General features: G+C 66.6%; 24 protein-coding genes. 14 read left to right on the top strand and 10 right to left on the bottom strand.

Features of this window, described 5'->3' with window-relative positions:
- The first annotated feature begins 8 nt into the window (after nucleotides 1-8).
- From WAZ62_RS13815 to WAZ62_RS13780, 8 genes are all read left to right on the top strand, one after another.
- Nucleotides 9-1,550, top strand: coding sequence for an ArnT family glycosyltransferase (locus tag WAZ62_RS13815; protein WP_422644118.1), 1,542 nt, complete (start codon nucleotides 9-11; stop codon nucleotides 1,548-1,550).
- A 9-nt stretch (nucleotides 1,551-1,559) separates the two neighbouring features.
- Entirely contained in the window at nucleotides 1,560-2,687 is a 1,128-nt protein-coding gene (gene lptF, locus WAZ62_RS13810) for an LPS export ABC transporter permease LptF (protein WP_422644117.1), read from the top strand.
- Between the two features lies 1 nt (nucleotide 2,688).
- Complete coding sequence (gene lptG / locus WAZ62_RS13805; RefSeq protein WP_422644116.1) at nucleotides 2,689-3,795, top strand: LPS export ABC transporter permease LptG; 1,107 nt, start codon at nucleotides 2,689-2,691, stop codon at nucleotides 3,793-3,795.
- A complete protein-coding gene (locus WAZ62_RS13800) occupies nucleotides 3,795-6,014 on the top strand; it encodes an LPS-assembly protein LptD (RefSeq protein WP_422644115.1) in 2,220 nt (739 codons plus the stop codon). The genes lptG and WAZ62_RS13800 overlap by 1 nt, the downstream gene beginning before the upstream one ends.
- 149 nt (nucleotides 6,015-6,163) lie before the next feature.
- Nucleotides 6,164-7,477 (top strand): peptidylprolyl isomerase, encoded by a 1,314-nt coding sequence (locus tag WAZ62_RS13795; protein WP_422644114.1) that lies wholly within the window; start codon nucleotides 6,164-6,166, stop codon nucleotides 7,475-7,477.
- Between the two features lie 4 nt (nucleotides 7,478-7,481).
- Complete coding sequence (gene pdxA, locus WAZ62_RS13790; RefSeq protein ID WP_422644113.1) at nucleotides 7,482-8,486, top strand: 4-hydroxythreonine-4-phosphate dehydrogenase PdxA; 1,005 nt, start codon at nucleotides 7,482-7,484, stop codon at nucleotides 8,484-8,486.
- Complete coding sequence (gene rsmA / locus WAZ62_RS13785; RefSeq protein WP_422644112.1) at nucleotides 8,483-9,319, top strand: 16S rRNA (adenine(1518)-N(6)/adenine(1519)-N(6))-dimethyltransferase RsmA; 837 nt, start codon at nucleotides 8,483-8,485, stop codon at nucleotides 9,317-9,319. The genes pdxA and rsmA overlap by 4 nt, the downstream gene beginning before the upstream one ends.
- A 101-nt stretch (nucleotides 9,320-9,420) precedes the next feature.
- Nucleotides 9,421-10,650, top strand: a complete 1,230-nt coding sequence (locus tag WAZ62_RS13780; protein WP_422644111.1) for an MFS transporter — start codon at nucleotides 9,421-9,423, stop codon at nucleotides 10,648-10,650.
- Nucleotides 10,651-10,656: 6 nt separating this feature from the next.
- On the opposite strand, the gene WAZ62_RS13775 is transcribed toward WAZ62_RS13780, so the two are convergent.
- Nucleotides 10,657-11,778 (bottom strand): alanine racemase, encoded by a 1,122-nt coding sequence (locus tag WAZ62_RS13775; RefSeq protein ID WP_422644110.1) that lies wholly within the window; start codon nucleotides 11,776-11,778, stop codon nucleotides 10,657-10,659.
- A 2-nt stretch (nucleotides 11,779-11,780) separates the two neighbouring features.
- Nucleotides 11,781-12,323 carry a GNAT family N-acetyltransferase gene (locus WAZ62_RS13770; RefSeq protein WP_422644109.1) on the bottom strand — a complete coding sequence of 181 codons (543 nt, stop codon included), beginning with the start codon at nucleotides 12,321-12,323 and terminating at the stop codon, nucleotides 11,781-11,783.
- Nucleotides 12,324-12,404: 81 nt separating this feature from the next.
- Between WAZ62_RS13770 and WAZ62_RS13765 the strand changes: the two genes are divergently transcribed.
- On the top strand, nucleotides 12,405-12,830 hold the full coding sequence (locus WAZ62_RS13765) for an HIT domain-containing protein (RefSeq protein ID WP_422644108.1): 426 nt from the start codon (nucleotides 12,405-12,407) through the stop codon (nucleotides 12,828-12,830).
- 10 nt (nucleotides 12,831-12,840) lie between these two features.
- On the opposite strand, the gene WAZ62_RS13760 is transcribed toward WAZ62_RS13765, so the two are convergent.
- Together WAZ62_RS13760 and WAZ62_RS13755 are read right to left on the bottom strand one after the other, a co-directional pair.
- Entirely contained in the window at nucleotides 12,841-14,019 is a 1,179-nt protein-coding gene (locus WAZ62_RS13760; RefSeq protein WP_422644107.1) for an acetate/propionate family kinase, read from the bottom strand.
- 1 nt (nucleotide 14,020) lies between these two features.
- Nucleotides 14,021-15,412 (bottom strand): bifunctional enoyl-CoA hydratase/phosphate acetyltransferase, encoded by a 1,392-nt coding sequence (locus tag WAZ62_RS13755; protein WP_422644106.1) that lies wholly within the window; start codon nucleotides 15,410-15,412, stop codon nucleotides 14,021-14,023.
- Between the two features lie 74 nt (nucleotides 15,413-15,486).
- Here WAZ62_RS13755 and WAZ62_RS13750 point away from each other — a divergent pair, with 74 nt between their 5' ends.
- On the top strand, nucleotides 15,487-15,849 hold the full coding sequence (locus WAZ62_RS13750) for an EthD domain-containing protein (protein ID WP_422644105.1): 363 nt from the start codon (nucleotides 15,487-15,489) through the stop codon (nucleotides 15,847-15,849).
- A gap of 38 nt (nucleotides 15,850-15,887) precedes the next feature.
- Here the strand turns inward: WAZ62_RS13750 and ettA are convergent, their stop codons facing one another.
- Nucleotides 15,888-17,570 carry an energy-dependent translational throttle protein EttA gene (gene ettA / locus WAZ62_RS13745; protein ID WP_422644104.1) on the bottom strand — a complete coding sequence of 561 codons (1,683 nt, stop codon included), beginning with the start codon at nucleotides 17,568-17,570 and terminating at the stop codon, nucleotides 15,888-15,890.
- A 163-nt stretch (nucleotides 17,571-17,733) separates the two neighbouring features.
- Between ettA and WAZ62_RS13740 the strand changes: the two genes are divergently transcribed.
- Nucleotides 17,734-18,747, top strand: a complete 1,014-nt coding sequence (locus WAZ62_RS13740; RefSeq protein ID WP_422644103.1) for a Fe(3+) ABC transporter substrate-binding protein — start codon at nucleotides 17,734-17,736, stop codon at nucleotides 18,745-18,747.
- Nucleotides 18,748-18,768: 21 nt separating this feature from the next.
- Here WAZ62_RS13740 and WAZ62_RS13735 read toward each other — a convergent pair whose 3' ends face one another.
- Both WAZ62_RS13735 and WAZ62_RS13730 read right to left on the bottom strand, forming a co-directional pair.
- Nucleotides 18,769-19,275 (bottom strand): GNAT family N-acetyltransferase, encoded by a 507-nt coding sequence (locus tag WAZ62_RS13735; RefSeq protein ID WP_422644102.1) that lies wholly within the window; start codon nucleotides 19,273-19,275, stop codon nucleotides 18,769-18,771.
- A complete protein-coding gene (locus WAZ62_RS13730) occupies nucleotides 19,272-19,559 on the bottom strand; it encodes a DUF1778 domain-containing protein (RefSeq protein WP_422644101.1) in 288 nt (95 codons plus the stop codon). The genes WAZ62_RS13735 and WAZ62_RS13730 overlap by 4 nt, the downstream gene beginning before the upstream one ends.
- 145 nt (nucleotides 19,560-19,704) lie before the next feature.
- Between WAZ62_RS13730 and WAZ62_RS13725 the strand changes: the two genes are divergently transcribed.
- Both WAZ62_RS13725 and WAZ62_RS13720 read left to right on the top strand, forming a co-directional pair.
- Nucleotides 19,705-21,024: an MFS transporter gene (locus WAZ62_RS13725; protein WP_422644100.1), complete on the top strand. Its 1,320-nt coding sequence runs from the start codon at nucleotides 19,705-19,707 to the stop codon at nucleotides 21,022-21,024.
- Nucleotides 21,025-21,092: 68 nt separating this feature from the next.
- On the top strand, nucleotides 21,093-21,626 hold the full coding sequence (locus tag WAZ62_RS13720) for a TIGR00645 family protein (protein WP_422644099.1): 534 nt from the start codon (nucleotides 21,093-21,095) through the stop codon (nucleotides 21,624-21,626).
- Between the two features lie 36 nt (nucleotides 21,627-21,662).
- Here WAZ62_RS13720 and WAZ62_RS13715 read toward each other — a convergent pair whose 3' ends face one another.
- The 3 genes from WAZ62_RS13715 to WAZ62_RS13705 all read right to left on the bottom strand — a co-directional run bounded on the left by WAZ62_RS13715 (nucleotide 21,663) and on the right by WAZ62_RS13705 (nucleotide 23,907).
- A complete protein-coding gene (locus tag WAZ62_RS13715; RefSeq protein WP_422644098.1) occupies nucleotides 21,663-22,541 on the bottom strand; it encodes a universal stress protein in 879 nt (292 codons plus the stop codon).
- 29 nt (nucleotides 22,542-22,570) lie between these two features.
- A complete protein-coding gene (locus tag WAZ62_RS13710; RefSeq protein ID WP_422644097.1) occupies nucleotides 22,571-23,035 on the bottom strand; it encodes a hypothetical protein in 465 nt (154 codons plus the stop codon).
- 65 nt (nucleotides 23,036-23,100) lie between these two features.
- Complete coding sequence (locus WAZ62_RS13705; protein ID WP_422644096.1) at nucleotides 23,101-23,907, bottom strand: Crp/Fnr family transcriptional regulator; 807 nt, start codon at nucleotides 23,905-23,907, stop codon at nucleotides 23,101-23,103.
- 121 nt (nucleotides 23,908-24,028) lie between these two features.
- Here WAZ62_RS13705 and WAZ62_RS13700 point away from each other — a divergent pair.
- Nucleotides 24,029-25,340: AAA family ATPase (locus tag WAZ62_RS13700; protein ID WP_422644095.1), on the top strand; the 1,312-nt coding region annotated here is incomplete at its 3' end.

Below are 25,340 nucleotides of genomic sequence, written 5' to 3'. Positions count from 1 at the left end.
GACAGCGCATGAACTTCGCCCCTGCCCCCGCCGCCGCCATCGAAGACCGCGCGGCCCTGCGCCTCGTGGTTTCGCTGGCGCTCGGCCTCGCGGTCTTGCGGCTTGTCGTCCTCTGGATCGGCGCCATGCCGCTCTACCTCGACGAGGCGCAATACTGGTTCTGGGGCCAGGACCTCGCCTTCGGCTATTTCTCGAAGCCGCCGCTGATCGGCTGGGCCATCGCCGGCACGACCGCGCTCTGCGGCGACTCGGCGGCCTGCGTCAAGGCGGCCTCGCCCATCGCCTATGGCATCGCGCCGATCTTCGTCTATCTCTTCGCCCGCAACCTGTTCGGGGTCCGCGTCGGCCTCCTGTCCGGGATCGCCTTCGCCACCCTGCCCGGCATCGCCTTCTCGGGCTTCATCATCTCGACCGATCCCCTGGTCCTGACCGCCTGGGTCGGCGCCCTCTGGGCCTTCGAGCGGGCGCTGGCGCTGCGCGGGGCGAAATGGTGGATGCTGACCGGGCTCTTTCTCGGCATCGGCATGTTGGCGAAATACGCCATGGCCTATTTCCTGGTGCCGGCGGCCATCCTGGTCGCCCTGCAACCGCGGGGCCGTCGCCCTGTCGGCGGCTTCCTGCTGGCGGTCGCCATCGGCCTCGTCGTGCTGTCGCCCAATCTGGTCTGGAACGCCCTCACGGGCTTCGAGACCTTCAAGCACACGGCGGCCAATGCCAGTGTCGGCCAGCATGTCGGCAATATTGCCGGCGTGATCGATTTCCTCGGCGATCAGGTCGCGATCCTCGGCCCCATTTTCGCGATCGCCCTGCTGGCCCTCTTGGTCCGGCCGCGCGGACTGTTCCGCGATCCGGGCATTCGCTTGCTGGCGTGGTTTTCCCTGCCCATTCTCGGGCTGCTGATCGCGCAGGCCTTCCTGTCGCGCGCTCACGGCAATTGGGCGGCGGTCGCCTTCCCCGCGCTCTGCGTGCTGATCGTCGCGGCGCTCGTCCGTCTCGATTATCCCCGGCTGCTGCGGGCGGCGCTGTGGTTTCATGCTGGCGCCTTCGCCGTGCTGGCGATCGCCCTCGCGGTCGGCCATGTGCCTTTCCTTGGCCTGACGCGGCAGACCGATCCTTTCCGCTGGATCAGGGGCTGGGACGTGCTGGCGAAAGAGGTGGAGGCGCTTCGCCTCGCCGATCCCGACCATCCGCTTGCCGTGATCACCACCGAGCGCGGCGCCACGGCCGAACTCATCTACCATCTGCGCGACAGTGGGGCCCTGATCCGCCGCTGGTCGCCCGAGGGCACACCGCCGGAAGATCATTTCGCCATGGTGCTGGATCTCGCCGACGCGAAGGGCTGTGATGCCGTGATCGTGTCGCGCCGGAACAGCCTGCCGCCCGACCTCGCCGCGGCCTTCACGGCGCTGGGGCCTCCGGCCGAGGTCACCATGCGGCCCTATGCCGATCCGAAGGGCACCTACTACCTCTTCGTCGGGCGCGGCTTCGGCGGCACGCCGGAAAGCGCGGGATCTTGCCGCTCTATCACCCGCACCGGGCGGAGGCTATAGTCGCGCGCCATGAGTCGCATGACTTCCTATATCAGGCGCCAGATCGCCGGCCCGATGATTTTCTTCACGCTGACGCTGACCGGCGTGATGCTGGTCGGCCAGTCGCTGCGCACCGTCGACCTGATCGTGAACAAGGGCCTGTCGCTGCAGACCCTGCTGGAATTGACCGCCCTGCTGATCCCCGGCGCGCTGTCGATGATCCTGCCCTTGTCGCTGTTCTGCGCCGTGATGTTCGCCTTCTACCGCCTGTGGCAGGACAGCGAGTTGATCGTGATGGCGGCGTCCGGCATCTCGGTCTGGCGCCTGATCCGGCCGGCGGTCGAGCTCGCGCTGGTGGTCACCGCCATATCCCTCGCGCTCAATGTCTATGTGACGCCGCTCGGCCTGCGCTCCTTCCGCAACGAAATCACGGAAATCCGGGGCGATCTGGCCGCCGTCTTCCTGCAGGACGGTGAATTCACCGAGCCGGTCAACGGGTTGACCGTCTATGTCCGCGAGCGCCTGTCGACCGGTGAACTTCGCGGCATTCTCGTCTATGACGCGCGCCGCCCCGACATGGCCGTGACCATGATGGCCGAGCGGGGCACCCTGCTGCCGGAAGGCGAAGGCACCAAGGTGCTGCTGATGAACGGCAACCGGCAGGAAAGCGAGCTTTTCACCGGCAAGGGCTCCTACCTCAGTTTCGAGCGTTATGTTCTCGACCTTGGCTCCTTCGGCGGGGCGAACGACGTCCGCTGGCTGAAACCGGGCGAGCGCTTCCTGACCGAACTTCTGCCGCCCTATACCACCCCGGCCGATCAGGAAAACGCCGCCAAGCTGCTGACCGAGGCGCACAAGCGGCTGTCGTCGCCGCTCTATGCCCTGCCGCTCGCGCTGATCGCGGCCTGCGGCCTTTTGTCGGGCGAATATTCCCGGCGGGGCAAATATCTCCGCTCGGCCATCGCCGCCGTGCTCGCCCTCGCGCTCCGCGTCAGCGAGCTCGGGGTCTCGGGCCTCGTCACCTCGATGCCGGCGCTGGCGCCCCTGCTTTATTTCGTGCCGCTGTCCGCGACCTTCATCGCTCTCTGGGTGCTGAGGCCGCCCCGCCGCTCCGTCCCCGCCGAGGCGCCGCCCGGGCTGAACGTGGAGGCCGTCTGACATGCTGCGTCTTGCCCCGGTCTTCGCGCTCTACATGATGCGGCGCTATCTTTCGGGCCTCGCCCTCGTCTTCGCGCCGGTGATCGCCCTCATCTACATGGTCGACCTGCTGGAATTGACCCGGCGGGCGTCGCGGGTGAATGGCACCGACGTCGACTTCTTCACCCTGATGCAGATGTCGGCGATGAAACTGCCGGGCCTCGCCACCATGGCCCTGCCCTTCGCCTGTCTGTTCGGCGCCATGTGGACCTTCGCCCGCATGACCCGGTCCAACGAACTGGTGATCGCGCGGGCGGCCGGGCTTTCGGTCTGGCAGTTCCTGGCGCCGCCGATGATGGTCGCGCTGCTGCTGGGCATTTTCACCGTGGGTGTGATCAACCCGTGGACGGCGGCGCTGAACTACCATTACCGCCAGCTCGAATCCTTCTACATCAAGGGCACCTCCTCGAGCCTGTCGACCGTGACCGAAAGCGGCATCTGGCTGCGCCAGTCGGACGAACAGGGCAGCGCCGTCATCCACGCCCTGGCCGCTTCGGACGGCGGCCTGCGGCTGAGCGCCGTCGTCGTCTTCATGTTCGATCCGCGCGAGAAATTCCTGCGTCGGGTCGAAGCCTTCAGCGCCAAATACGACAATGACGTCTGGACCCTCAGCGATGTCTGGCTGATCGAGCCCGATCTTCAGGCCAAGGCCGTCCCGGTCTACCGTCTGGCCACCAATCTGCACCCCGAGGACATCCAGCAGAGCCTGGCCAATCCCGACTCGATTTCCTTCTGGGCGATTCCCGACTTCGCCAAGCGGCTCGAGGCGGCCGGCTTCTCTTCCACCCGCTATCTCGTGCAGTGGCACAGCCTCGCCTCGCTCCCCCTCATCCTGTGCTCGATGGTGCTGGTGGCCGCGACGGTTTCCCTGCGCAATTCCCGCCGCGGCGGCGTCGCCATGCTGATCGGCCTCGGCGGCATCGCGGGATTCGTGCTTTTCGTGGTTTCCGACATTGCCCGGGCTCTTGGCATCGCCGAAAGTGTTCCGATCATTCTTGCTTCCTGGGGGCCCGCGATCGCCGCGACCCTGGTCGGCATTTCGCTCCTGTTTCATATGGAAGATGGTTGATGGCCGCCCGAAGCCCCGTGAACGACATGTCCCGGCCGAGCCTGCGCACCCTGCGCAACCGGACGGCCATTGCCCTGGTGCTCGGCCTCGTCGCCATCGGCGGGCCGACCCTCGCGGTCGCCCAGAGCCTGCCAGGCGGCATCGCGACGCCCGAAGGGCCGGTGCAGATCATCGCCGACGAAATCATCTACAATCCGAACAGCCATACGGTCACCGCCACCGGCAAGGTGGAAATCGCCCAGGGCGAACGGGTGCTGATGGCCGACAAGATCACCTATTTCGAGGACAGCCGGATCGTCGCGGCCAGCGGCAATGTCTCGCTGCTGGAGCCGAGCGGGGAAGTGCTCTTCGCCGACTATGTCGAGCTGGACGACCAGCTGCGCGAGGGGTTCGTCCAGACCATCAAGCTGCTGTTCGCTGATGATTCCCGCGCCGCCGCGGTCCGGGCGATCCGGCGCGACGGCAATGTGACGACCCTCGAACAGGCGGTCTACAGCCCCTGCCTGCCCTGCGTCGAACACCCCGAGCGGGCGCCGCTGTGGCAGGTCAAGGCGGTCAAGGTCACCCACGACCAGGCGGCCAAGAAAATCGAATATGAGGACGCGACCTTCGAGGTCTTCGGCGTTCCCGTCGCCTATACGCCCTATTTCTCCCACCCCGACCCCAGCGTGAAGCGCCTCAGCGGCTTCCTCTCGCCCCGGATCGGCGGCAGCGACCGGCTCGGCTATCACATCGCCACGCCCTATTTCTGGGCGATCGACGATGCCACCGACCTGACCCTGACGCCGCATTACACGACCGAGGAAGGCCCCTATGTCACCGGCGACTACCGGCAGCTGTTCTCGAAGGGCCAGTTGCTCGCGCAGTTCAGCGCCGGTTACGGCAATTCATATTCCGATGATGGCACGGATACCGGCGATGACGCCTTCCGCGGTCACCTCTTCGCCAAGGGCGACTGGCAGGTGAACGACAACTGGCGCATCGGCTTCAATGCCGAACGGGCGACATCGGATACCTATCTGAAACGTTTCAGCTTCTCGTCCCCCAATTACCTGACCTCGGACATCTATGCCGAGGGCTTCTATGGCCGCTCCTACGCCTCGATCATCAGCTACAGCTTCCAGGATCTGCGCAATTCCGCCGATCCGGGCCAGACCCCGCTGGTCCTGCCGCTGGGCTATGCCAGCTGGGTGGTCGAGCCCGAACAGATCGGCGGCCGCCTGGATCTGACCGCCAGCGGCATCGCCATCAGCCGGGACGAAGGCACCAGCCAGCGCCGCTTCAGCCTGGGCGCCGCCTGGCAACGGCCCTGGATCACCGATCTCGGCACCGTCTTCACCCTCGACTTGTCGGTTCGCGGCGACGTCTTCAACAGCGAGGACGTCTATGTTGATGGCGACAAAAATAACGACGTCTCGGGCTCGACGACGCGCCTTCTGCCCAAGGCCTCGCTCGAGATGCGCTATCCCCTGGTGCGCACCATGGAGGGCGGCCGCCATGTGATCGAGCCGATCGCGCAAATCGTCCTTGCCCCCAGCGTTCCCCTGTCCGACAAGATCTCGAACGAAGACAGCCAGAACTTCGAGTTCGACGACACCAACCTCTTCGCCGTCAACCGCTTCAGCGGTTACGATCGCTGGGATTCGGGATCGCGCTTCGTCTACGGCCTGCGCAGCGCCTATTACGGCGACGACGGCACCACCCTCTCGGTCTTTTTCGGCGAAAGCTACGAATTCAACGAGACCAACGAAGTCTATGACGACAGCGCGGGGATCGGTCACGGCCGTTCGGATTTCGTCGGCGCCATCACCTACACGCCGACCTACTGGCTCGAGCTGCAGCACAACTTCCGCCTGGACAAGGAAGACCTGTCGTTCAACCGCAACGACATAAGGGCGATCATCACCGGCAAGCGCGTGCAGGCCTATATCGGCTATACCTCGGTGAAGGATGCCAGCGGCGTGGCGAACCAGACCGACCGCGACGAAATCTATATCGCCGGCCAGGCCAAGGTGACCGAAAACTGGAGCGTCTACGGCGACACACGGCAGCGGCTGAACGATTCCAATACCTCGCTCTCGACCGGTCTCGGCATCTTCTACACCGACGAATGCATCGAGGTCGGCACCGTCTACCGCCGCGACACGACGCGCGATCGCGACATCGAACCGGATACGTCCGTCAATGTCGTGCTTCGCCTGCGCAATCTCGGGATGTAATCCAATATGTTCCAACTCCGCTCACGAGCCGCAGGGCTTTCCCTTCCGCCGGCCAGGGACTATGCTGCGCCGACCGGATTGCGGTCCGTGAACCACTGCGGGCGGCCCCTGCCCCGATGAACGGCAACCGACCAGAAGATCGATCGACAATGCGCTTATTCGTCCTTACTGCGGTCTACTCACTGGCCCTCGCCCTTCTCGTCACCGGAACGACGGACAGCGCCGCGGCCCAGGCCACGCCACGCGGCCAGGCACCGGCCGCGCCGCCCCCCGCGACGGAAGTCGGCATCGCCGCCGTCGTCAACGACGAGATGGTTTCGGCCTTCGACGTCGAACAGCGCGTGCGCCTGCTTCTCGTCACCACCGGCGTTCCCTACAGCCCGGAAGCGGCCAGGGCCGCCCGGCTGACCGCCCTGCGATCGCTGGTCGACGAGGCGCTCGAGCTGCAGGAAGCCCGCAAGCAGGGCGTCACCATCACCGAGGAACAGGTGGAACAGAGCTTCCAGCAGGTCCTGCAGTCGAACAAGGTGACGCTGGAACAATTCGACCAGCTGATGAAACAGGCCGGCACTTCCGCCACCACGCTGAAGCGTCAGCTGCGGGCCGAACTGGCCTGGAACCAGGTGGTGTCACGGCGCTATCAGGGCCGCCTGTCGGTCGGTGCCGAGCAGATTCAGGCGGCCGTCGACCGCATCAAGGCCAACGCGGGTCGGCCCGAAAGCCTCGTCTCCGAACTCATGGTCGCGGTCGACAATCCCGAACAGGAAGGCCCGGCCCGAGCCCTGGCCCAGCAATTGTTCGACCAGATTCGCGGCGGTGCCCGCTTCTCGGCCCTGGCGCGGCAATATTCGCAGGCGCCCTCGGCCGCCAATGGCGGCGATATCGGCTGGATCCTGCCCGGCCAGTTGTCCAGCGAACTCGACGACACCCTTGGCCAGATGCAGGTGAATTCCATTTCGCCGCCGGTACGCGCGCCCGGCGGCTGGTACATCCTCGGCATCCGCGACCGCCGGCAGACCCAGCCGCCGCCGCCCGAAGTGGTTCTGGTCGAACTGAAACAGCTGTTCGTCCCGGCCAATATCTCGGCGGATGCCGCCACCATCGACCAGCTGACCGCGCAACTGAATGACGCCAAGTCGTCGATCAGCGGCTGTTCGGTGCCGCGCAATGTCCTCGACAGCCTGCCCGACGCCACCTTCGGCGATGTCGGCCGCCTGAACATCAAGGATCTGCCGGTCGAATATCGCAACGCCATCGACGGCCTGAAGGTCGGCGAGGCCGGCGGTCCGGTCCGCTCGACCGATGGCCTGCATCTTCTCGTGCTGTGCGGTCGCGACGACCAGACCCAGAACGCCATGATGCGCGACGCCGTGCAGCGCAGCCTCGAAGACCAGCAGATGGCCATGCTGGCGCGGCGTTACCTGCGCGATCTGCGCCGGACGGCGACGATCGAGGTCCGCTGACCCCATGCCGGACCTCGCCCCGCTGGCCCTGACCTGCGGCGAGCCGGCGGGCATCGGGGCGGAAATCGCCCTCAAGGCCTGGATCGAGCGCGGCGAGCATTCGCCGCGCTTCGTCCTTCTGGACCAGCCCGCCCGCCTTGCCCGTCTTGCCGAACGTCTCAGCCTCAACGTGCCGCTGGCGCAGGTCGGCAGCCTGGCCGAGGTCGACGCCCAGCTTTTCGCCGAAGCCCTGCCGGTCCTGCCCCTCGAAGCCCCGATCCATGGCGAGGCGGGCCGGGTGGACGAAGCCGACGCGCCCGCCATCGTCGAATCGATCACGCGGGCCGTGCGTCTTGCCCAGGCCGGCGAGGTCGCGGCCGTCGTCACCAATCCCATTCGCAAGCAGTCGCTGAAGGCTGTCGGTCTAGACCATCCCGGCCATACGGAATTTCTCGCCGCCCTTGCCGGCGGTGGCGCCCGCTCGGTCATGATGCTGGCCTCGCCGCGCCTTCGCGTCACGCTGGTCACGGTCCATGTGCCACTGGCGGCGGTGCCCGGCCTCTTGTCGGTTCCGGCCATTCTCGAGGTCGCGCGGGCGACGGCGCGGGCGCTGCGCCAGGATTTCGCCATCGCCGCCCCTCGCCTCGCCGTCATCGGGCTGAACCCCCACGCGGGCGAGTCGGGCCTTCTCGGCCGCGAGGAGATCGAGATCATCGCCCCGGCGATCGCCACCCTGCGGGCCGAGGGGATCGATGCCTTCGGCCCGGTGCCGCCCGATGCCGCCTTCCACGCCGCCGCCCGCAACCGCTATGACGCCGCGATCTGCATGTATCACGATCAGGGCCTGATCCCGCTGAAGACCCTCGATTTCGACGAGGGGGTGAATGTCACCCTGAACCTGCCCTTCGTCCGCACCTCGCCCGATCATGGCACCGCCCTCGATATCGCCGGCACCGGCAAGGCCAATCCGCAGAGCCTGATGTCCGCCCTCGCCATGGCCGCCGCCATGGCCAAGGCCCGCGCCGCATGAGCATCGACGACCTGCCCCCCTTGCGCGACGTGATCGCGCGCCATGGCCTTGCCGCGAAAAAGACGCTGGGCCAGAACTTCCTCCTCGATCTCAACATCACCGCGCGGATCGCCCGGGCGGCCGAAATCGCGCCCGGCGACCTCGTCTATGAAGTCGGCCCCGGCCCCGGCGGGCTGACCCGCGCCTTGCTCGCGGCAGGCGCGAGGGTTGTCGCGGTCGAGCGGGACGAGCGCTGCCTGGAAGCCCTGGCGGAAATCGCCGCCGCCTATGAGCCGGGCCGGCTGACGGTGATCCCGGGCGATGCCCTCGAGATCGACGAAGCGGCGGTGCTGGGCGGGCAGCCGGCGAAGATCGTCGCCAATCTGCCCTATAACGTCGGCACCGCCCTGCTCATCCGCTGGCTGTCGGCCGATCCCTGGCCACCCTGGTGGCGCTCGCTCACCCTAATGTTCCAGCGCGAGGTGGCCGAGCGGTTGACCGCGGCGCCGCGCGACGACGCCTATTCCCGTCTGTCGATCCTGGCGCAATGGCGGTGCCGGGTGCGCCATCATTTCGACCTGAACCCCAAGGCCTTCGTGCCGCCGCCCAAGGTCACCTCGACCGTCGTCGGCCTGTGGCCGATGGCGGCGCCAGAACATGATTGCCGCCTGTCGTCGCTGGAGCGGGTAACGGCCCAGGCTTTCGGCCAGCGCCGCAAGATGCTGCGCCAGAGCCTGAAGGGCCTCGGCATCCCGCCCGAGACCCTGCTGGAGACGGCGGGGATCGCCCCGACCGCGAGGGCCGAGGAACTCGGCATCGCGGAATTCGCCCGCCTCGCCCGGCAGTTGCCCTGAAGATTGCTTCCCGTCCGCTGCATGACACACCCGCCCGGGCGGCTGATGCCGGCCCGGGGTGTCGCTGCTAGGCTTCCCCGCCCTGCCCGGAAGCCTTGCCCGTGACCGTCCTGCCCGATGATGCCCTCCCCTTGTCGCTGCGCCGATCGCCGCCCTTCATCATGTTCTGGACATCGCGGGTGCTCGGCTCCCTCGCCTTCCAGATGTCGTCGGTCGCCTTCAGCTGGCTGATCTACGATCTGACCGACAGCGCCTATCTCCTGGGATTGGCTGGCCTTGCCCAGTTCCTGCCCATGGTGCTGCTGACCTTCGTCGTCGGCTCGGTCGCCGATCGTTTCGACCGGCGGCGCATCGTCAGCCTGTCGCAGATCGTTCAGGGCCTGACCATCGCCGTGCTGACGGTCGGCACCGCGACCGGCCTGATGGGCGTTTCGGCGATTTTCGCCGGGCTGGTCATCCTCGGCGCCGCCCGCACGTTCGAGCGGCCGGCCATGGCCGCCCTGCTGCCCGGTATCGTGCCCCTGTCGGTCCTGCCGCGCGCGGTCGCTGTTTCCTCCTCGGCGATGCAGACGGCGACCATCCTCGGCCCCTCGCTGGGCGGTCTCCTGTTCGCCTTCGGTGCCTATGTCCCGCTCGGCCTGTCCGCCCTTCTGTTCCTGTTTGCCGCCGTATCGCTCGTACCCCTGCGCCTGCGCGAGAAACCGCGCCCCGCCGAGCCCATGAGCCTGTCGACCGCCTTTCTCGGCCTGTCCTTCATCCGCCGGCGCCCGATCCTGCTGGGCGCCCTGTCGCTCGACATGGTGGCCGTGCTGCTGGGCGGCTTCACCGCGCTTCTGCCGATCTTCGCGCGCGATATCCTTCACGCCGGTCCCTGGGGCCTCGGGCTGCTGCGCGCTGCACCGGCCGTTGGCGCCGTGCTGATGTCCGTTTTCATCGATCGCCTGGATCTCGAGCGGGGCGTGGGCACCAAGCTCTTCGCCTCGGTCGTCGTCTTTGGCCTGTGCACCGTGATCTTCGCCGCCTCGACCAATCTTGCCCTGTCGATCGCCGCGCTGATCGTCCTCGGCGCCGCCGACAATATCTCGGTCGTGATCCGTCAGAGCCTCGTGCAGTTGTCGACGCCCGACGACATGCGCGGCCGGGTCAATGCCGTGAATTCGCTGTTCATCGGCGCCTCGAACCAGCTGGGCGAATTCGAGTCCGGCATGACCGCGGGCCTGTTCGGCGTGGTCGAGGCCGGCATCATCGGCGGCATCGGCACGATCACGGTCGCGATCGCCTGGATGCATCTGTTTCCCAGCCTGAGAAAGGCGGAAAGACTGGCGCCCTGAGCCGCCTCAGGCGCTGCGCCCGCGCGCCTCGACCGGCCAGATGTCGACCAGCGTGTCGCCATCAAGGACGTGGATGACGTCGTGGAGGTTCACTGTCGGATCGCAATGCGGCGCCTGCAACCGCACGAGGCCGCCAAGGGGCAGGGCTGCGAAGATGGCGCCATGCTCGTCGCCCATGAAGGCGAATTCGCTGTCCGCAGGCGCGCCGGCGACAACCCGGGGCTTCGGCCCATCGGTGGCGAAGGATTTGTAACCGGCATCGACCGTGACGAAATCGGCGGTATTGGCGCTGATCACCCGGGCATCGACGAAGAGCGCGGCGCGGAACGGCCCCGCGCCACCGGCCTCCAGCGCCACCGCGTCATATTCGACATCCATGAAGACATAGGACCCGGCCTGCAACTCCGTCAGGACACCAAACCCGGCTTCCTGCGCGAATGTGCCGGTGCCGCCGCCGGTCAGCATGGGCGGCGGCAGGCCCGCGTCCCGCAGCATTTCCGCCGCCGCCGCCATGTCGGCGAGGGCCATGCGGGCGATCTCGGCCCTTGTCGCGAAATCCTCGATATGCTGGGCATGGCCGGCATAGCATTGCAGCCCGGCGAACCACAGGCCCGGCAGATTGGCGACCGTCCTCGCCAGCGCCGCCGCCGCCGCCGGCCCGGCAACGCCGGTTCGGTGGATGCCGGGATCGATATCGACGACGGCACCGATGCGCACCCCGGCCTTGGTGGCCGCGGCCGACAGGGCCCCGGCGCCGGCATCGCTGTCGACGGCCACCAGAAGCTCGGGTAACCGCGCGGCGACGCCCGCCAGCCTTGCCAGGGCCGAGGCGCCGATCACCGGGGAGGTCACGAGCAGACTGCGCAACCCCGGGGTCGAGGCCAGCGCCTCTGCCTCGCCGGTCTTTGCGACGCAGAGACCGATGGCCCCCACCGCCAGCTGGCGGGCCGCGATGGCCTGGCATTTATGGGTCTTGGCATGGGGGCGAAGGGCGAGGCCGGATGCCCGCGCCGCCGCCGCCATGGCCGCCAGATTATGCTCGAATGCCGCGAGATCGAGCACCAGCGCCGGTGTCGCCAGGTCAGCCCGCCCACCGGGGACGCCGATCAGGGCGCGATTGGGATGCATCGCTATTCCGCCGCCAGGTCTTTGGCGCGCGGCAATTCCTTGTAGAAGAACACCGTGTCCTCCAGCCTGCCGGTCGAGGCGCGGGCATAGCGCGGCACCCGGCCGACCTCGGTCCAGCCCATGGCGCGATAGAGTTTCTCGCTCTTGTCGCCGGCCCTCGTGTCGAGGGTGAGCAGGGTTCGCCCTTCCTTCGCCGCCTGCGATTCGGCCACCACCATCAGGCGCTTGCCGACACCGTGCCGGCGCACCTCGAGGGCGACGATCAGCATGGCGATTTCCGCCCGGTGATTCTGGTTGGGTGTCGGAACGAGGTCGAGATAGACGCAGCCGACGAGGCGGTTGGCTTGTTCCGCGACGATCAGGATCCGCTGCCCATGGGCGACACTCCCGGCCACTTCGGTCCAGAACGCCATGGCGTCGCCGAACTCCAGGGGCGCCATGAAGGAAACCGAAGCCCCCGCGTCCACCGCTTCGACCAGAAGGTCGGCGAGAGCGGGAATGGCGGCCCAGGCTTCGGCCGCATCCAGGGTGCGAATTGTGATCATGCGGCACTCACAATAAACCGAACGCAAAAATCATGGCTACGGTCGGTTCTTCCATTCATGACGGATATGGTACAAGGCCAAATGACCAACCGCGCAACCGATTTCTTGCTCGACCCTCGCCTGGCCGCCGACACGGTGACGCTGGGTGAGCTGCCGCTGTGCCGCGTCCTGATGATGAACGAGTGCCGCTACCCTTGGCTTATCCTTGTGCCGCGCCGCGCCGGCCTGGTCGAACTGCTGGATCTCGAACCGGATGAAGCCCGGATGCTCTGGGAGGAATTGCACCAAAGCATGGCTGCCCTGCGGGATCTGGGAACAAAAATCAACATGGGCGCCCTCGGCAACATGGTCCGCCAGTTGCACATCCATGTGATCGCGAGGACCGAGGGCGACCCGGCCTGGCCGGGTCCGGTCTGGGGCCATTCCCCGCGCGAGCCCTGGCCCGATCCGGCCGAATCGGCGGAAACGCTGCGTCGGCGCCTGAAATTGCCGCAGTGCGGCATTTGAGCGCAGCGCGCTAGGACAGCAGGGCCAGCGTCTCGGTGACGATGACCGCCTCTTCGTCGGTCGGAATGACGAAGCCGCTGATTCGGCTCTCGGCCGAGGTGATGCGAGGCCCGTTCGCCTCATTGGCAGCAGCATCGAGTTCGGCGCCAAGGAAACTCAGCCCCTCGATCACCCGGGCGCGCACGGGCGCGGCGTTCTCGCCGATCCCCGCCGTGAAGACGATGCCGTCCAGCCCGCCCAGCACCATCATCAGCGAGCCGATCTCGCGCAGGATACGGTGCACGAACAGATCGACCGCCTCGGCCGCCGCGGGCTCCGGCGAGGCCAGGAGATCGCGCATGTCGTTGGAAATGCCCGAGACGCCGAGCAAACCCGACTCGCGATAGAGCATGTCGGCGATCCGTGCCGGGCTGTAGCCCTTCTGTTCCATCAGATAGAGCACGACGCCGGGATCGATGGTGCCCGAGCGCGTGCCCATGACGAGACCGTCGAGCGCGGTGAAGCCCATGGTGGTGGCGACCGACTTTTCGTTGTCCATCGCGCACATGCTGCAGCCGTTACCGAGATGGGCGACGATCACCTTGCCCCGCGCCCCCTCGCCCATGATCGGCGCCATGCGCCCGGCGATCGCCTGATAGGACAGGCCATGGAAGCCGTAACGGAATACGCCTTCGTCGATCAGGGCGCGCGGAATGCCGAACAGGCGCGCGACCCGGCTCTGTCCGAAGTGAAAGGCCGTGTCGAAACAGGCGACCTGCGGCAGATCGGGACGCAAGCCCTCCAGCGTGCGGATGGCCGCGAGATTATGCGGCTGGTGCAGCGGCGCCAGCGGCACCAGCGCCTCCAGCCGATCGAGCACGCTGTCATCGACGAGGGTGGGCCTGTCGAATTCCAGCCCGCCATGCACCACCCGGTGTCCGGCGGCCAGAATGGGCCGCCCCGGCAGACGCTCCGCCGCGAGGGCGAGCAACAGGTCGAGGGCGTCTTCCTGCTCGTCCATCTGCTCGGGGGCGAGATGCATGGGGATGGCCTTGCCCTCGCCATCCTTCAGCTTGAAGGCGGGATGGCTGCCGATGCCGCTGATCGAGCCCTCATAGAGCGCCCTGCCCTTCACGTCGGCGATGCGGAACTTGACGCTGGACGAGCCGGCATTGATGACGAAGACGATACCCTCGGGATCGACCGTCATGTCATTCACCCTTGGCGGGCGCGCAGCGCACCCGCAGGACGGCGAGGGCGGCCGAGGCGGCGCGGGCCGCCGGCCCATCGGCGCGACTGGTCAGGATGATCGGCACCCGGGCGCCGAGGACGATGCCCGCCGCCTCGCCGTCGGCGAGATAGCCCAGCTGCTTGGCGACCATGTTGCCGGATTCGAGATTGGGGCAGAGCAGGATGTCCGGTTGGCCCGACACCGGCGAGACGATATGCTTCGTCCGCGCCGCCTCGGCCGAAATCGCATTGTCGAATGCCAGCGGACCATCGACGATGCCGCCGGTGATCTGGCCTCGCTCGGCCATCTTGGACAGGGCCGCCGCCTCGACGGTCGAGGGAATCTTGGACGTCACGGTCTCGACCGCGGAGAGGACGGCGACCTTGGGCGACTCGATCCCCAGCGCCAGCGCGAGGTCGATCGCATTCTGCGCGATGTCGCGCTTTTCCTCGAGGGTCGGGGCGATATTCACCGCCGCGTCGGTGACTGCCAGCAGCTTGGGGTAATTCGGCACATCCATGACGAAGACATGGGACAGGCGCCGGTCGGTGCGCAGGCCGCCCTTGTGGCCGACCACCGCGCCCATGATCTCGTCGGTGTGAAGGCTGCCCTTCATCAGGCCCTCGACCTCGCCGGCCTGGGCCAGTTCGACCGCCATGTCGGCCGCGGCATGGGAATGCTCGACCGGGACGATGCGCATCCCCTCCAGCGAAACCCCCATCTTTTCCGCGACGGCGCGGATGCGCGCTTCCGGCCCGACCAGCACGGGTTCGATCAGGCCGAGGTCCCGGGCCTCGATCGCGCCGCCCAGCGACGAAGCGTCGCAAGGATGCACGACGGCGACCTTCAGCGAGGGGAAGGTCACCGCCCGCTCGATCAGACCGGCCAGGCGCGCGCCCTTCCGCAACAGGCGGATCTCGGGCAGGCCCATCGCCTCGCGGCGGATCTTCTCCTGCGGGGCGAGCACCTCGACGCTACCGGTCAGCACCGGGTGCCCCGGGCTGGTCTCGCCTTCGACGCCGAGGACGACGCGGCGTCCCTCGGCCTTTTCCAGCACCTTGATCGTCAGCCGCAGCGTGTCGTCGAGCCCGACCGGCCGGCGATATTCGAGACGCTGCGAAAGGATGATGGTCCCCGGCCCCGGCAATCTGGTACCGATCACCGCCGAGACCAGCGCCACGGCCCAGGGCGCCGGCGCGACGGGCTCGCCATACCTGTGCGCGGAGGCGAAGGCAGGGTCGACGAGGAAGGGATTGAGGTCCCCGGTCAAGGATGTAAGGGTTGCGACATCCTCGCGGGTGAGGCGACGTTCGATCACGGCGGCATCGCCGACGGACAGTTCGTCAAAGGGGCGGTTTTCGATCATCGTCATGGGGCAAAGATTACCCCCGGCACGGTGACAACAAGAAGAACAAGATGCGGGAGCTGGACTAAATGATAAAACTGATGGTCTGCATGAGGCGCCAGCCGGGCATGAGCCGGGAGCAGTTCCTGAAATACTGGCGTAATGTCCACGGTCCCATGGCGGCCGAGCGGGCCAAGCTGCTGGGCATTCGCCGCTATGTCCAGAACGTGACGGCGCACGAGGAAATCTCCCAGGCCCTGACCGCCGCGCGCGGCACGCCCCAGCCCTATGACGGCATCGACGCGCTATACTGGGATTCGATCGGCGCCATGCTCGATCACCTGAGCACGCCCGAAGGCGGCCGTGCCGCTTCGGAGCTGTTCCTCGATCACATCAATTTCGTCGATTACAGCGACTCGCCCATCTTCATCGGCGAGGAAATCGACGTCTACAACGCGGCCTGAGCCGGTCCGGCCCCCGCGGACGGGGGCCGGGAGGCACCTCAGCCGCGCGTCAGCGGCTTGTACTTGATCCGGTGCGGCTGGTCGGCATCGGTGCCGAGACGGCGGTGCCGGTCTTCCTCGTACTGCTGGTAGTTACCCTCGAACCATTCGACATGGCTTTCGCCCTCGAAGGCCATGATGTGGGTCGCGATGCGATCGAGGAAGTAACGATCGTGCGAGATCACCATGATCGAACCGGCGAAATCGAGCAGCGCCTCTTCGAGGGCGCGCAGGGTATCGACGTCGAGATCGTTGGTCGGCTCGTCGAGCAGCAGGAAGTTGGACTGCGACTTCAGCATCTTGGCGAGATGCACCCGGTTGCGTTCACCACCCGAGAGCATACCGACCTTCTTCTGCTGGTCGGCGCCGCGGAAGTTGAACGAGCCGAGATAGGCCCGGCTCTGGATCTCGCGCTTGCCGATGGTCAGCATCTCGTAACCGCCCGAGACTTCCTCCCACACCGTCTTGTTGGGATCGAGGGCATCGCGCGACTGGTCGACATAGCCCATGACCACGGTATCGCCGATACGGATCTCGCCCGCGTCGGGCTTCTCGACGCCGGTGATCATGCGGAACAGCGTGGTCTTGCCGGCGCCGTTCGGGCCGATGATGCCGCAGATGCCGCCCGGCGGCAGGTTGAACGACAGATTGTCGATCAGCAGCCGGTCACCGAAGGATTTGGAGACATTCTTCGCCTCGACGACGAGACCACCAAGGCGGGGGCCCGGCGGAATGACGATGGTCGAGCGGCCGATCTCGCGGTCGCCCTGCCTTGCCACCAGATCATCGAACGCCGCGATACGCGCCTTCGACTTGGACTGGCGGGCGCGGGGCGAAGCGCGGATCCATTCCAGTTCGCGCTCGATCGCCTTCTGGCGCGACTCTTCCTGGTTCTTCTCGATTTCCTGGCGCTTGCGCTTCTGCTCCATCCAGCCGGTGTAATTGCCTTCGAAGGGCAGGCACTGGCCACGGTCCATTTCGAGGATCCAGCCCGCGACATTGTCGAGGAAGTAACGATCGTGGGTGACCGCGACCACGGTGCCCTCGTAATTCTCGAGGAAGTTTTCCAGCCAGGCGATGGACTCGGCGTCCAGATGGTTGGTCGGCTCGTCGAGCAGCAGCATGTCCGGCTTCTCGAGCAGGAGGCGGCACAGCGCGACGCGGCGCTTCTCGCCGCCGGAGAGCTTGGTCACCTCGGAATCGCCGGGCGGACAGCGCAGGGCGTCCATGGCGATCTCGACATGGCGCTGGATGTCCCAGGCGTCCTTGGCGTCGATCTGTTCCTGCAATTCGGCCTGGCGGGTGATGAGATCATTCATCTCGTCGTCGGTCAGGTCCTCGCCGAAGCGGGCCGAAACCGCCTCGAACTCGTCCAGGAGGTCCTTGATCTCCTTGACGCCCATCATGACGTTGCCGAGCACGTCGAGCTTGGGATCGAGCGGGGGTTCCTGCGGCAGATAGCCGACCTTCACGCCCTCGGCCGCCCAGGCCTCGCCCTGAAACTCGGTATCGAGGCCAGCCATGATCTTCATCAGGGTCGACTTACCGGCGCCGTTGCCGCCCAGAACGCCGATCTTCGCGCCCGGCAGGAACGACAGCCAGACATTCTTCAGAACCGTCTTCCCACCCGGATAGGTCTTGGACAGATCCTTCATCACATAGACGTATTGGTAGGAAGCCATCGGCCCTGCCCTCTATTCGCTTAACATAGCTGGATTGGATTGACGCCCTTGTAGCCCAGCCGCCGGGGTGCCGCAATGGCAGGGGTTGATTTGCCATCTTCCGCGGACCATATTGCCAACGCTATTGCGAACCATTTGCATTAATTTGCATCGGAGGATCTGGATGCGCCGTCTGATCGCCACTCTCGCCCTGGGTCTCGGCCTCGTCGCCGGCCAGGCACGGGCCGAGGAGCTGAACATCTATTCGTCCCGTCACTATCCGTCCGACGAAATCCTGTTCGGCAAGTTCAAGGAAGAGACGGGCATTTCGGTGAACCTGATCCAGGGCAAGGCGGCGGAACTCGTCGAGCGCATGAAGCTGGAAGGCGCCAACAGCCCGGCCGACATCTTCATCACGACGGATGCCGCCAACCTGTGGCGTGCACAGGCCGCCGGCCTGTTCCAGCCCGTGACCTCGGACAAGCTCCAGGCCGCTGTGCCGGACCAGTTCCACGAGCCGAGCGGTCTCTGGTACGCCTTCGCCACCCGCGCCCGCGTCATCGTCTACAACAAGGACAAGGTGAAGCCCGGGCAACTCTCGACCTATGAGGCGCTGACCGCACCCGAATGGAAGGGCCGCGTGCTGTCCCGCTCGTCCAACAACGAATATGTCCAGTCGATGACGGCGGCCATGATCGCCCATCTGGGCGAAGCCAAGGCCGAAGACTGGGCCAAGGGCATCGTCGCCAATTTCGCCCGCGCCCCCAAGGGCGGCGATACCGACCAGATCAAGGCGGTCGCGGTCGGCGAGGCCGATGTCGCCATCGTGAACCACTATTACTTCGCCCGCATCGCCGCCTCCGACAAGCCGGAGGACAAGGAGATCGTCGCCAGGGTCGGGATCTTCTTCCCCAATCAGGAGACCTTCGGCACCCATGTGAACGTCTCGGGCGCCGGCGTCGCCGCCCATGCCCCGGACAAGGCGGCGGCGATCAAATTCCTCGAATATCTGGCCAGCCCGGAAGCCCAGGACATTTTCGCCGAGGCGAACAATGAATTTCCGATCCTAAAGGGCGGCGCCCCCTCCTCGGTCGTGCAGGGCTTCGGCGACTTCAAGCGCGACACGCTGCCGATCGACGAACTCGGCAAGAACAACGCCGCCGCCGTCCAGCTGCTGGACCGCGCCGGCTGGCGGTAAGCCTCGGCCGGGCAACCGCCCTCAAGGCTTCAGGGCCGACAGGGCGGTTGCCACAGGCAAATAGAGCCGGCGCGGCTGATCCTTCAGGGCGGTAAAGCCATAGGCCTCATAGAAGGCCAAGGCCGGCGCATCGATCGCGTCGGCGAAAATGGCGTGGGCACCGATCGGTGCCGAAGCGACCGTCTTGATGGCGTCGAACAGCAAGGCTTCCCCAAGGCCAAGACCCGCGAAGTCGCTGTGACGGGCCAACCACCCGATCAGCACCGCGGGCACCGTCGGATAACGTGGCAGTTTCGCAGCGAGCTGTTCGGGGATGTCGATCAGCGGCACATGGCTGGACGAGAGTGTGTAGAAGCCCGCGACCCGACCAGTCGACAGGTCCCGGGCAACGAAGCAGGTCGCATAGTGGCGCTTCACATCCTGCGACACCGCGGTCCGGAAATAGCTGTCGATCCTCTCGTTGCCGCAGACGAAGGCCGCCCGGTCATGGTCCCTGGACAGGGCCTCGATCGCGAACCGGTGGCTCACCTTGGTTCGATGAGGCTCTTGTGCCGCCGGGCGGCGCGCAGCAGCCGGGCATTGGGCTCCGCCGGCTGGACCAGCGCCTCGGCGAAGCGTTGCTGTTCGGCCCGGGAGAGGCGCATGATCTCGGCATCCTCGACCACACGACGCGCATCCTCGCCCGCCGTCGCCATCAGATAGCCAGTCAATGTCATGCCACGAAGCTGAGCCGCCCGCTGCATGGTCTCATAGACCTGCTGCGGAATGCGGGCCTCCAGCCGGGCCATGGGAATGTCTGCCGTCTTGGCCATGGAAGCATTCTCCTGCTGGGCTCAAGAATACGGCAATTTGCCGTATGCAACAAGCTCGTCGCTGTTAAAGGCCAGCAGCAACCCACCGCGTGACGACTCGCCCCGCTTCGCCCATGATGGCTGCCGGCCAGCACATACGGACATCATGAGCGACAAAATCGACGAAGCCGCCCGGCAGAAGGCGGTCGAGGGGGAGCGGGCGACCATTCACATGGACCCGAGGGACCGGCGGCGGGCCTTTCTGGTCCTGACCATCGGCCTGATGTGCACGGGATTCAGCCAGTCGGTGGTCTATGCCATCCTGCCGCCCATCGCGCGCGACCTCGGCCTGTCCGAAATGCAGGTGGGCAGCATTTTCGTGCTGTCGTCCCTGTTCTGGGTGCTGACGACGCCCTGGTGGGGCCGGCGCTCCGACAGGCTGGGGCGGAAACTGTCAGTGCTGATCGGCTTGTTCGGCTTTTCCCTGTCGATGCTGCTCTTCACCCTGGCGCTGGAGGCGGCGCAGGCGAAATGGCTGACGATCGGGGCGGCCTTCCCCATTCTGATCCTGACCCGCTCGCTCTATGGTCTCATCGTCTCGGCGGCCAATCCTTCGGCCCAGGCCTATGTCGCCGACCGGACGACCCGGGACGAGCGGACGCGGGCGGTCGCCACCATCGGCGCCGCCTATGGCCTCGGCGCGACCATCGGGCCGGGGCTGTCGGCCAGCCTCGTCATCATCGGCATCCTGGTGCCCTTCTATTTCTGCGTGCTGCTCGGGCTTCTCAGCGCGGCGCTGATCTGGCGCTATCTGCCCGAGAAGGAGCGGCCGCTGCCGACCCACGCCAAGGTGAAGCTGCGCCTGTTCGACCGCCGGATCGTGCTGAACCTCGTCAATGGCGGGCTGATGTCCTCGGCCCAGGCGATCATGATCCAGACCGTCGCCTTCTACATGATGGACCGCCTTGCCCTGCCCCTCGACCATGCCGCGCAATATGCCGGCATCGGCCTGATGGCGGCTTCCATGGCGGCGCTGTTCGGCCAGCTGGTGATCGTCCACCGCTTCCGCATGTCGGCGCCCATGCTCGAGCGCAGCGGGCTTCTGATCGCGGCGGGGGCCTTCCTCGCCATGGCCTTCGCCAACCAGATCGGCCCCCTCGTCTTCGCGCTGACCATGATCGGCCTTGGCCAGGGCATGTCCCGGCCGGGCAATGTCGCCGTCGCCTCCCTCATCGTCCGCCGCCACGAGCAGGGGGCGATCGCCGGCCTCAACAACGCGACCAATGCCTTCGGCTTCCTGATCATGCCCTTCATCGCCATGCCGGCCTACAAGCTGGACCCGTCCCTGCCCTATCTGATCGGTGCCGGCCTGCTGTTCGTCGCCATGATCATTTCCTTCGCCGATCCCAACGCCCGTCTTGCCGCGACCAGGGGCGGCGATCATTACGAGAATGAAGACATGGACGATCCAGCGCGCCCGCTCTGACGCGCTTTTGCCCTTGAACTCGGGCGTGTCCGTCCCCAGTTTCGCGCCGGTGTTCCCTGGGGGTTTTCATGCTCGAGAGACTGATCGAACAGGCCATCCTGGCCAGCCGCTGGCTTCTGGTGCCGCTCTACCTCGGCCTCGCGCTGATGCTGCTGGTGCTGATCTGGCAATTCTATGCCGATTTCTTCCATGTCATCGGCACGCTGGGCGTCGCGGATGATTCCGCGATCATTCTCGAGACCCTGGCCCTGATCGACCTCGTGCTGGTCGCGGGCCTGATCACCATGGTGGTGATCAGTTCCTACGAGAATTTCGTCTCGAAAATCGACGTGAAGGAAGGTTCGGACACGCCGCCCCTGTTCGGCAAGCTCGATCCCGGCACGCTGAAGATCAAGCTCGGCGCGTCGATGGTGGCGATCTCGTCGATCCAGCTTCTCAAGGCTTTCGTCAGCGTCGACAAATACTCGTCGACCGAACTGGCCTGGCTGATCGCCATCCACATGACCCTGGTCGTCTCGACCCTGCTGATGGCCTTCATCGACAAGCTCGCCTTCTCGAAAGGCAAGGGCGAGAAGACGGAAAAGGAAAAGGCGGCCACCTGACCGCCCTTTCCGAATGTTTCCGACCGGCCTGCCCGCTCAATGGGCGAGCAGGACCGGGACCGGGGCACCTTCCAGGATTTCCTGGGTCAGTCCGCCCAGCAGATATTCACGCACCCGGCTGTGAGTATAGGCGCCCATGACGATGAGATCGGCGTCAAGCTCCAGCACGCGGTCGAACAGGGCCTTCGACAGGAGATAACCCTCCGTCGCGATATCCGCCGTCCGCGCGCTCACGCCATGAGCGGCGAGATAGGCGGCGACATCGTCAAGCCCGTCCTGGTCGACGGCCTTGTCGAAGGTGACGACATCGACCTGCCTGGCATCGACCAGCAGCGGCATCGCCGCGGTCAGCGCCCGTGTCGCTTCCAGGCTGCCGTTCCAGGCGACGAGAATGCGCGACGGCTTGCGGCCCGGCGCGGCGTCGCCCTTGCCGATGCCGGGAACGAAAAGCACCGGACGGCCGCTGGACCACAGGGCGCCGTTCAGGCTGTCGGTCTCGCCCCGGCTGACGCTGGCCGGGGTGCGGGCGATCACCGCGACATCCGCCAGGCGGGCACGGCGACCCACCAGCCGCTCCGGCGCGCCGACCATGGTGCCGAAAGACAGCGAGAAGCCACGCTGGCGGCCGCGGGGGATATCGGCGCAGCCCAGCTCGGCCAGCACCTCGCCCATCATCGACTTGATCTCGCCCTTCAGCTCGTCGGCCGCCTGCTGGGCGCTGGCGATCAATTCGGGCGCGAAGGCGATGCCCGACAGACCGTCGAACACCGGCGGCATCAGGAGGGCCGGATCGATCTGCGGATGAAAGAGTTCGACATGGGCATCCGCCTCGCGGGCGAATTCAATGGCGTGGCGCAGCGCCGGCCGGGCGGTCTTCGGCCGCTCGACAGGCACGAGAATAGTCCTGAAAGACATGCTTAGCTCCCGGAATGGCCTATCGCGGACTAAAGGCTGCGGCGATTGCTGTCAATGGTCATGGCCCGGCGCCCGACCATCAGGCGTCCGGCGTCGTGCCAGGCATGATCGGACAGAAGGGCCGTCAGCCATTCCGAATCGTGCGGCACGGCGAAGACGATTTCCTCGCAGGCATGGGCCCGGGCGATCGCCCGCGTGGCATCGGCGAGGGCGAGCGCCGCCCGTTCGGGAAACAGCAGCTCGAGCACGCCAACGGCGTTGACCACCAGTTCGAGACCGCCCTTCAGCGAGGGCACCATGCTATAGGCCAGCAGGCCCCGGATGTAACCATCCCGTTCCGCGACGATCAGGCCGGAGCTGTCCCCGTCGGCGTAACGCCTGGCGACCGCGCGCCAGGTGCCGAGGTCAGGCGTTCCGAGGCAGGCATGAGCGAGCGGAAAAGCCGCGTCGACCTGCCCTTCGCCCAGTGGTGACACCTGATATGCCGCTGCCATCGCGGACCTCTCCCTGATGTGATGGCGACCCTAGCAGGGGGCAATTGCAACCGCCTTGAGGTGGATCAAGCGATCTGGTCGAAGGGGTGGAAGCATGCCACGCGGTCTTCCTGACCGGCGATTTCGACGAGAGCATCGAGGTCGATGATGTCGACGCCGTGATTGCCTTTCAGCTGGATCACGCCCTCGCCCTTCAACTGGGTGAAGGTCCGGCTGACGGTCTCGGTGGTCAGGCCCAGATAGTCGGCGATATCGCCCCGCGTCATCGGCAGGTCGACCGGATTGCCCGGCCGGCCCCGCCGCACCGCCCGGTCGGACAGGGCCAGCAGGAAGGACGCGATGCGCTCCCGCGCGGTCTTGCGGCCGAGCAGCACCATCTGGTCCTGCGCCGCCATCAGCTCGTTCATGGCGAGCCCCAGCATCTGGCGCTCGATCTTGGGCAATTCGTTGAACAGCCCGCGCAACTGCGGCCGCTGGAACCGGCAGCAGGTCACCGGCGTGATCGCCGTCGCGCTATAGGCATAGGTGCCGCCACGCGACAGGCCGAGGAAATCGCCCGCCATCATGAAACCGGTGATCTGGCAGCGACCATCGGCCAGCAATTTGAAGACCTTGACCGTGCCGGACGTCAGGTTGAACAGGTCATCCGCCGGGGCGCCTTCCTCGATGAAGGTCGTGCCGGCGTCGAAGCGCTGATCCGACATGATCGCCGCGAGCCGCGCCAGTTCGTTCGGATCGAGCGCGTTGCACATGTTGAAGCCGCGCGCCTCGCAATGCTCGCAGGTATGCATGTCCGGGTGGCGTCGCCGGCTGGTGCCGGCATTGTCCTCGGCCGTGGCGCGCCCGGTCCTGCCTGCCTGCTGTGCCGCCATGTCCCGGCTCTTTTCCCGCATTCGCGCGCTCGATCGAAAGAAACATTCCCCGTGTAATTGGGGGCAGTCCGGGTCAACAATCCTTGACCTGAATCAATGCGGCGCATGTTACGGACGGGCTATGGCCGATTGCTTGGACCAGACAGAGACCATCGCCTTCCTCGGCGCCGCCGGGCCCCATGGCGGCGTGTTGCCGCGCCGGATCGACACGTCCTGCGCCTATGTCTTCCTGGCGGGCGACCTCGCCTACAAGATGAAGCGGGCGGTCAACCTCGGCTATCTCGACTTTTCCACCCTCGAAGGGCGGGAGGCGGCCTGCCGGGCGGAAATGGCCCTGAACCGCCGGACCGCGCCCGAACTTTACCTGCGCCTGTCCCATGTCACGCGGGACGCGGACGGCCGCCTCGCCCTCGATGGCGAAGGCACGCCGGTCGAGCCCATCGTGGTCATGCGCCGCTTTCCCGACGATGCCCTGGGCACGCTTGCCCTCGCCGCCGGGCGCGTCGATCGCGCGATGGTCGCCGATCTCGGCCGGCGCCTTAAGCCCTATCACGAGGCCTGCCCGATCCCGCCCCTGCCGCCCGCGCCCATGACCGCGCGGCTCGATCCCTGCCGCGCCCCCCTGCGGGCCATGGCACCCGGAATTCCGGCGGCCCGGATCGAAGCCCTCCTCGGCCGTCTGACCCCGCATTTCGCCGCCGCCGACCGGATGATGGCGCAGCGCGCGGCCCTCGGCTTCTGGCGCCGGGGCCATGGCGACCTGCACCTGGGCAACATCTGCCTGATCGAGGGCCGCCTGGTGCCCTTCGACGCCCTCGAATTCGACGATGCCTTCGCGACCGCCGATGTGCTTTACGATCTCGCCTTCCTGGCCATGGACCTGCGGCGGCTGGGCCGGGGCGACCTCGCCCTTGCCCTGTTCGACGCCTATGGCGATGTCGGGCCGGGCGGGCCTTCGCTGATGCCGGGCTGCATGGCGCTGCGCGCCGCGATCCGCGCCTTCGTCGCCCATGCCCGCTGGCAGGCGACGGGCGGCCCCGCGCCCATCGCCGAAATCTCCGGCTTCCTCGATGCCGCCGAGGATTGCCTGGCCGACACGAAACCCCGCCTGCTCGCCATCGGCGGCCTGTCGGGCACCGGGAAATCCACCCTCGGCCGGGCGCTGGCGCCGTACCTCGGCCCCGTGCCGGGCGCCCTGCACCTGCGCACCGATGTGATCCGCAAGGCGCTGAACGGCGTGGCCGAGACCGAGCCGCTGCCGCCCGACGCCTATGGCCCGGGCAAGAGCGAAGCGGTCTATGGCGCGCTCTTCGAGCAGGCCGCCGCCGCCTTCGCCACCGGCCGCAGCGTCATTCTCGACGGGGTCTTCGCCCATGAGGCGGAACGGGCGGCGGCGCGGGCGATCGCGCCCCGGGCCTTCACCGGCCTGTGGC

The sequence above is a fragment of the Zavarzinia sp. genome (assembly GCF_049306435.1).
Classification (GTDB): domain Bacteria; phylum Pseudomonadota; class Alphaproteobacteria; order Zavarziniales; family Zavarziniaceae; genus Zavarzinia.
The sequence above is the reverse complement of the archived record's forward strand: the minus strand, read 5'-3'. Positions and strand labels throughout refer to the sequence as shown.